Raw genomic sequence first — 6,892 nt, 5'->3', positions numbered from 1 at the left:
GCGGCGGAGTCGTTGGTCAGCGCCGCCAGCTCCGGACCCCAGACCGCCAGCACGGTCGCGCCGACGTTCGCGGCGACCGCGCGCACCAGCGCCGACTTGCCCGAGCCGGCCGGACCCGTGACCAGCACACCGAGCGACACCGTGGTGCCCAGCCGACCGAGCACCTCACCGTGGTGGAAGCCGAGGTCGAGCAGCTCGATCAGCTCCTGGGCCTGGGTACGCAGTCCGGGCAGGTCGTCCAGGCTGGGCGGGGGCGTCTCCGGATCGGTGGAGGCGGGCTGCCGGGCCGCCGCAGCTGTGGGAGCAGGCTGGTCCCGTACGGTCGAGAACTCCCCGTCCTGCCAGCCCACCACCGTGTCCATCGTGACCAGCACGGCATCGGCGTCCTCGACCGCGACCACCGTGAGCAGCGTGCTGGTCCAGGCGTAGCCGACCCGGTTGGCCAGGCTGCGCCGGGCGGCCTCGACCAGCGACCGGTTGCCCGCGTCCAGCAGCACGTCCTGCGGCAGCAGCGAGACGTTGTCGCCCGCGGTGACCACCTTGCCCAGCAGCGCCAGCCGCAGCATCTCCGGCGACACCACCGCCACGATCTCGGCCGGGCCGGTCAGCGTGACCCGCCGGGCCTGGACGACCGGCACGGGCGTCACGGTCACCTGGCCGCCGTCGCGCAACCCCAGATTGCCGATGATCAGATCGTCGGCGTAGAGCAGGGCCCGGCTCGCTGTCGGCTCGGCCCGCGCGGCGAGACCCGCGGTGGTCCGGCGGCCGGCCAGGCGCAGCGGATCGCCCGGATTGATGGCGAGCGCGGCCATCACCTCGGGGTGCAGGCGGACGATGCCGCGCCGCGCGTCGAGGGCCGCCGTCCGCTGGGTCACGGTCAGCGTGAGGTCGTCTGGCACCGGGGAGGCCTCCGTTTGGACGAGGGGACTAGGTTGACACGCTAGCCGCCGTACGCCGCCCGGGGAGGCACCACCGCGATGAGGCTTCGTCACGCCACTTTGGCCGTTGTCACGCTGACCCTGCTGGGGGTCGCCGGGTGCGGTGACGACTCCGACGACAAGGCGCCCGCCGCCCAGGCACCGGGCGCCTCCGCGGGACCGTCGGCCGACGGCGGGCTGGGTGGCCCGGGAGCCTCGGCCGCACCGGGTTCCTCGGCTGCTCCAGGCACGCCTCCCACCGAGGGCACCTCTGCCGCCAAGCCACCGAAGAAGGGCGGCGGGGCCGCGCAGGGTCCGGCCGGCAAGCCCGCGGTCTCCCCCGACGTGCTGACCGCCGCCGGGATCGGCCCGTACCAGGTGGGTGTCCAGCAGAAGGAGCTGACGTCGGCCGATCTGGTGGGCAAGGTCACCAAGACCAAGGACACCTGTACGACGGCCAAGGGCCTGGGTGAATACCACACGCCGGCCCTGGCGTTCACCGGCGGCAAGCTCCAGCGTCTCACCGTGACCAGCCCGAAGGTGGCCACGCCGAAGGGCGCCAAGGTCGGCACCGGCTACGCCGACCTCAAGGGCATGTACCCCGGTGGCAAGCAGCTCGACGACTGGGTCGGCGCCAGCGCCTGGTACGCGGTCGACGGCGGCAACGCCCTGCTGTTCCGGATCAAGGACGACAAGGTGACCGCGATCGACGCCGGTGCGGGTCCGGCCGTGCAGTTCTTCTACACCGACAAGCAGGGCTGCTAGGCACGTTCACAGCTCCCGCTCAGCGGCCCGCGGCTAGCGTGGGCCGCATGTCAGCCCTCACGACCCGGCTCCGCCGTGCCCTGCCCCGAGTGACACGGCGGCGGGTGGTGGCCGGATCGGTGGCCCTCGTCCTGATCGCCGCCCTCATCGGCTGGGCCGCGCTGCCCGAGCGTCACTCCTGGACGGCGGTGGACCAGCAGCTGACTGTGCTCTCCGGCCCGTCCGGCACCGAGCCGATCGACCTGGACACCCGGTTCTACCTGCCGTCGGGCGACGACGACGTGCCGGCGGTGCTGCTCGGCCACGGCTTCGGCGGCAGCAAGAACTCCGTCAGCGACGACGCCGAGTCCCTGGCCGACCGCGGGTACGCCGTCCTGACCTGGACCGCCCGCGGCTTCGGGCGCAGCGGCGGCGAGATCCACCTGGACAGCCCGGACTACGAGGTCAAGGACGCGCAGCGGCTGCTGGACTGGCTCGCCGCCCAGCCGCGGGTGCGGACGGATGCGGCCGGGGACCCCCGGGTCGGCGTGGTCGGCGGCTCGTACGGCGGCGCGCTGGCCCTGCTGCTCGCCGCCCAGGATCCCCGGGTCGACGCGATCGTCCCGCTGATCACCTGGAACGACCTCGGCAAGGCGTTCTTCCCGCAGTCCGCGACCGGGGTCACCGCCCCCGGCGTCTTCAAGAAGAGCTGGGCCGGCCTCTTCTTCGGCAGCGGCTCGGGACCGCTCGGAGCCGGCAGCGGCTCGGAGCCGCTCGGAGCCGGGGCGGTGGACGCGCCTCCGGGGCCGGTCCCGGTGGCGAACCCCGCCTGCGGTCGCTTCGCCGCGGACGTCTGCGCGGCGTACCTGAAGATGGCCACCACCGGCACCCCGGACGCGGCGACGACCGCGCTGCTCCAGCGCTCCAGCCCGGCCCCGGTGCTCAACAAGATCAAGGCACCGACCCTGCTCATCCAGGGCGCGGTGGACACGCTGTTCCCGCTCTCCGAGGCCGACGCCAACGCCAAGGGCATCGCGGCGACGGGCACCCCGGTCCGGGTCGCCTGGTTCACCGGCGGCCACGACGGCGGCTCCGGCCCGCAGACCGACCAGGACCGCACCAAGTTCCTCACCGCGCAGTGGCTCGACCACTACGTCAAGAAGGACGGCGCCACCCCGGCCACCAGCTTCACCTACTCCCGGGTGGCCGGCTTCAGCGCGCTGGACCGGGGGCTGGTCACCAACGGGTACTCCGATCCGGCGTACCCCGGCCTGACCGGCACCGGCCGCGCCGAGATCACCGTCAGCGGCGACGCCCAGCAGATCGCCAACCCGCCGAACGGCAACCCGGGCGCGCTGTCCTCGCTACCCGGCGTGGGCGGCCAGCTCAGCTCCCTGCTCGGCAGCGTCGCCGGTGACCTCGCCGGCCAGCACGCCGAGTTCGACTCGGCGCCGGTCACGGACGCCATCGAAGTGGTCGGCGCGCCCACCGTCCGGCTGCGGGCGGCCTCCCCGACCGGCTCGGCGACGCTGTTCGTCAAGCTCTACGACGTCGACCCGAACGGCACCGCCACCCTCAGCGGCGGCCTGATCGCCCCGGTCCGGCTCACCGGGCTGCCGACCGACGTGAGCCAGGCCCAGCCGGTGACCGTGACGCTGCCCGCGATCGTGCGCCGGATCGACGCCGGGCACACCGTCCGGGTCACGGTGGCGACCTCCGACCAGGCGTTCCTGACGCCGCCGGACCCCACGACCTACACCGTCGCGGTCGAGCCGGCGGTCAGCCTGCCCACGGCGGTGGGCACGCCGATCGCGAACCCCCAGGTCGTCTGGCGGTACGTGCTGCTGGGCGTGCTCGCGGTCATCATCGCCGGGCTCGTCGTGGTCCTGGTCGTGCGCCGCCGCCGGCTGCGCCGCCACGAGGCCCCGACGGTCGACGAGTACGCCGAGACGCCGCTGGTCGTGCGGGGCCTGCGCAAGGCGTACGGGGACGGTTTCGTCGCCGTCGAACGGGTCGACTTCACCGTCGAGCGCGGCCAGGTCGTCGGCCTGCTCGGACCCAACGGCGCGGGCAAGACCACCACGCTGCGGGTGCTGATGGGCCTGACCATGCCGACCGAGGGCGACGCGCTGGTCTTCGGGCACCGGCTCGAGCCGGGCTCACCGGTGCTGTCCCGGGTCGGCGCGCTGGTCGAGGGCCCGGGCTTCCTGCCGCACCTGACCGGGTTGCAGAACCTGCACGCGTACTGGCAGGCGACCGGCCGGCCGGCGGCGGACGCCCGCTTCGACGAGGCGCTGGAGATCGCCGGGCTCGGCGACTCGGTGCACCGCAAGACGAAGAACTACAGCCACGGCATGCGGCAGCGGCTGGCCATCGCCCAGGCCATGCTGGGCCTGCCTGAGCTGCTGGTGCTGGACGAGCCCACCGACGGGCTGGACCCGCCGCAGATCGCCGAGATGCGCCGGGTCCTGAAGCGCTACGCGACCGACGGCCGGGCGGTGCTGGTCTCCAGCCACCTGCTCGCCGAGGTGGAGCAGACCTGCACGCACGCGGTGGTGGTGAACAAGGGCCGGATCGTCGCGGCGGGACCGGTCGACGACATCGTCGGGGAGAGCCCGTCGGTGCAGCTGGAGGTGTCCGACGTACCGGCCGCCGAGCTGGTGCTGGCCGGGATGAACGTGCGGTCGGTGACCCCGGAGGGGGCTTCCGGGCTGATCGTGGACATGAACGGCACGCCGCGTACCGAGGTGGTGGCCTCGCTGGTGCGCGCCGGCGTCGGAGTGGACCGGGTGGTGCCCCGGCGGCGCCTGGAGGACGCGTTCCTGGCCCTGGTGGGCGACAACTCGCGAGGAAGTGGAGACCGATGAGCGCGGCTGCGACGGGCTACCGGGCGACGGCCACCATGCCGTTGCTGGCCGAGGTACGCCGGCAGGCATCCCGCCGCCGGACCCAGCTGGCCCTGGGCTTCATGGCCCTGCTGCCGGTGATCATCCTGCTGGCGTTCGAGTTCGGCGGGGACGGCGACGACGACAACGGTGGCGGGGCCTTCGCCAGCCTGGTCGACCTGGCCACCTCGGGCGGGCTGAACTTCGCCCTGTTCAGCATCTTCGTGTCGGCGGGCTTCCTGCTGGTCGTGGTGGTCGCCCTGTTCTGCGGCGACACGGTGGCCAGCGAGGCGAGCTGGGGCAGCCTGCGCTATCTGCTGGCCGTACCGGTCCCCCGGGCCCGGCTGCTGGGCGTGAAACTGGTCGTGGCGCTGGGCTACTCGCTGCTGGCCCTGCTGAACCTGGCCGGCACGGCCCTGCTGATCGGCACTTTGCGCTACGGCTGGCATCCGCTGGGCAGCACGGTGGCGGCGGAGATCCCGGCCGGTGAGGGCGTGCTGCGCCTGCTGGCGATCCTCGGCTACCTGGCCGTGGTCCTGCTGGTGGTGGCCGGCCTGGCGTTCCTGCTGTCGGTCCTGACGGACGCGGCCCTGGGCGCGGTGGGCGGCGCGGTGCTGCTCTGGATCCTGTCCGGCATCCTCGACCAGATCACGGCGCTGGGCTCGATCCGCGACTTCCTGCCGACCCACTACAGCGACGCCTGGCTGGGCCTGCTGTCGACCCCGATGCAGACGGACGACGTGGTGAAGGGGGCCATCTCGGCGGTCTGCTACGCGACGATCTTCTGGTCCCTGGCGTTCTACCGCTTCACCCGCAAGGACATCACTTCCTGAACGCGAAGCGGCGGCCCACCCCGCCAGGTGGACCGCCGCTGGTTCTCGGGTGCCTCAGCTGTTCATGAGCTGGAGCATCTGCTTGATCTGATCGGCCCGGGAGGCCTTGACCCGGTCCGCGAACGCCTTGGCCTCGGCGTTGCTGCCCTTGGTCATCTCCAGCTGGGCCATCTCCACCGCGTTGTGCTGGTGGGCGACGAACAGGTTCAGGAACGCCGTCTCGAAGGCCGTGCCCTTGGCGTCCTTCAGCGCCGCGATCTCCTCGTCGCCCGTGGCCGGGAGGCCACCGTGGTCGGCGTGGGCGCTGGGCGCGTGGTCCACCTTGGTCGGTGCCGACCACTGCTCCAGCCAGCCGGTCATCAGCTTGACCTCGTCGGCCTGGGTGACGTCGATCGCCTTGGCCAGGGTGCGGATTTCGGTGCGCCCGGCGCGCTTCTCGGCCAGGCGGACCATTTCCAGGCCCTGCTCGTGGTGCGCGACCATCATCTGCAGGTACATCACGTCGGTGGCGTTGTGGCCGCCTTCGGCCTGCACCGCCGCCTGGGCCGCGACCTCGGTCACCGGCGCCTCCTTGGCAGTGCCGCAGGCGCCGAGCAGCAGGGCGCCCGCCATCAGGACTGTCGCGTAGCGGTACTTCACAGCGGCAGCCAGAGGGCGAGGGTGTAGATGGACGGCTCCCAGCTGCGGATCGACGAGTGCGACTGCCGGCACTGGTAGGTCTTGCCCTCGTAGGTCACCTTGTCGCCGGTGCGGTACGCGACGCCCGGCGCCCACTTCTTACCGTCCTCGGCGATCGGGACAGCGGGAGCCTTGGTGGTGGTGGCGGTGGGAGCCGCAGTCGGAGCAGTGGTCGGCGCGGCGGTGGTCGGCGCCGTGGTCGGCTTGGTGGTCGGTGGCGTCGTGCCCCCGGAGCCGCCGCCGCCGCCCACGTTGAGGTCGATGCAGCTGTAGAAGGCGTTCGCCGTGTCACCGATGTTCCAGACCGCCAGCACCTTCTGCTTGCCGGGGAACGCGCTCAGGTTGATGTTGTGGGTGACCACCGCATCGGGCTGCGCGTTGCCGCCGTCGACGGTCGCGACCTTCTTGTCACCGATGAAGTATTCCCAGTTGCTGGTGCGGTGCCGGGCCGTCATCACCCAGGTGAAGGTGACCGTGGAACCGACCGCCTTGGCCGGCCAGTTGCGGCTCTCGTCGGAGAGCACCGAGAAGCCGGCCACCCCGCCGTCACAGGACCGCAGGCCCTTGGGGCCCTCGACGCTCTGCGGCTCGAACTGGATCTGCCCGCAGTTGGCGACCGCGCCGGACGCGCACAGCGCCTGCCGGCTGGGCGGGGCGGAGACGTAGCCGTGCGCGAGGGCGGGCGCCGCACCGACCAGCGTCGAGCCGAGTGCTCCGAGTGCCACCAGCGGATAAGCGATGGACCTGCGCATCGTCTTGGTCTCCCAACGTGTCGTGCGGTTCGGACAGCGGGAAACGTAACGAGGCTTTCCATAAAGAAGCCTTAATGGGAACG

Annotated in this window: 6 protein-coding genes; 3 read left to right on the top strand and 3 right to left on the bottom strand. The window is 72.3% G+C overall.

All coding sequences use genetic code 11. The features are described 5' to 3' along the window. Positions 1-899, bottom strand: an 899-nt coding sequence (locus tag AB0C29_RS26510) for an AAA family ATPase (protein WP_360825285.1), incomplete at its 3' end; no start/stop codon positions are given. Between the two features lie 78 nt (positions 900-977). Here AB0C29_RS26510 and AB0C29_RS26505 point away from each other — a divergent pair. From AB0C29_RS26505 to AB0C29_RS26495, 3 genes are read left to right on the top strand one after another with little or no spacing between them, the layout of a single operon-like run. Next, entirely contained in the window at positions 978-1,682 is a 705-nt protein-coding gene (locus tag AB0C29_RS26505) for a hypothetical protein (RefSeq protein ID WP_360825282.1), read from the top strand. Between the two features lie 47 nt (positions 1,683-1,729). Next, positions 1,730-4,528 carry an alpha/beta fold hydrolase gene (locus AB0C29_RS26500; protein WP_360825279.1) on the top strand — a complete coding sequence of 933 codons (2,799 nt, stop codon included), beginning with the start codon at positions 1,730-1,732 and terminating at the stop codon, positions 4,526-4,528. After that, on the top strand, positions 4,525-5,379 hold the full coding sequence (locus AB0C29_RS26495) for an ABC transporter permease subunit (protein ID WP_360825276.1): 855 nt from the start codon (positions 4,525-4,527) through the stop codon (positions 5,377-5,379). The genes AB0C29_RS26500 and AB0C29_RS26495 overlap by 4 nt, the downstream gene beginning before the upstream one ends. 54 nt (positions 5,380-5,433) lie before the next feature. On the opposite strand, the gene AB0C29_RS26490 is transcribed toward AB0C29_RS26495, so the two are convergent. Together AB0C29_RS26490 and AB0C29_RS26485 are read right to left on the bottom strand one after the other, a co-directional pair. After that, complete coding sequence (locus AB0C29_RS26490; protein ID WP_360825273.1) at positions 5,434-6,018, bottom strand: DUF305 domain-containing protein; 585 nt, start codon at positions 6,016-6,018, stop codon at positions 5,434-5,436. Next, positions 6,015-6,809, bottom strand: a complete 795-nt coding sequence (locus AB0C29_RS26485; RefSeq protein ID WP_360825271.1) for a lytic polysaccharide monooxygenase — start codon at positions 6,807-6,809, stop codon at positions 6,015-6,017. The genes AB0C29_RS26490 and AB0C29_RS26485 overlap by 4 nt, the downstream gene beginning before the upstream one ends. Between the last annotated feature and the right edge of the window lie 83 nt (positions 6,810-6,892).

Source organism: Actinoplanes sp. NPDC048791, from assembly GCF_040650095.1.
In the GTDB taxonomy this organism is placed as follows: domain Bacteria; phylum Actinomycetota; class Actinomycetes; order Mycobacteriales; family Micromonosporaceae; genus Actinoplanes.
This window is presented reverse-complemented; position numbering and strand designations above follow the sequence as displayed.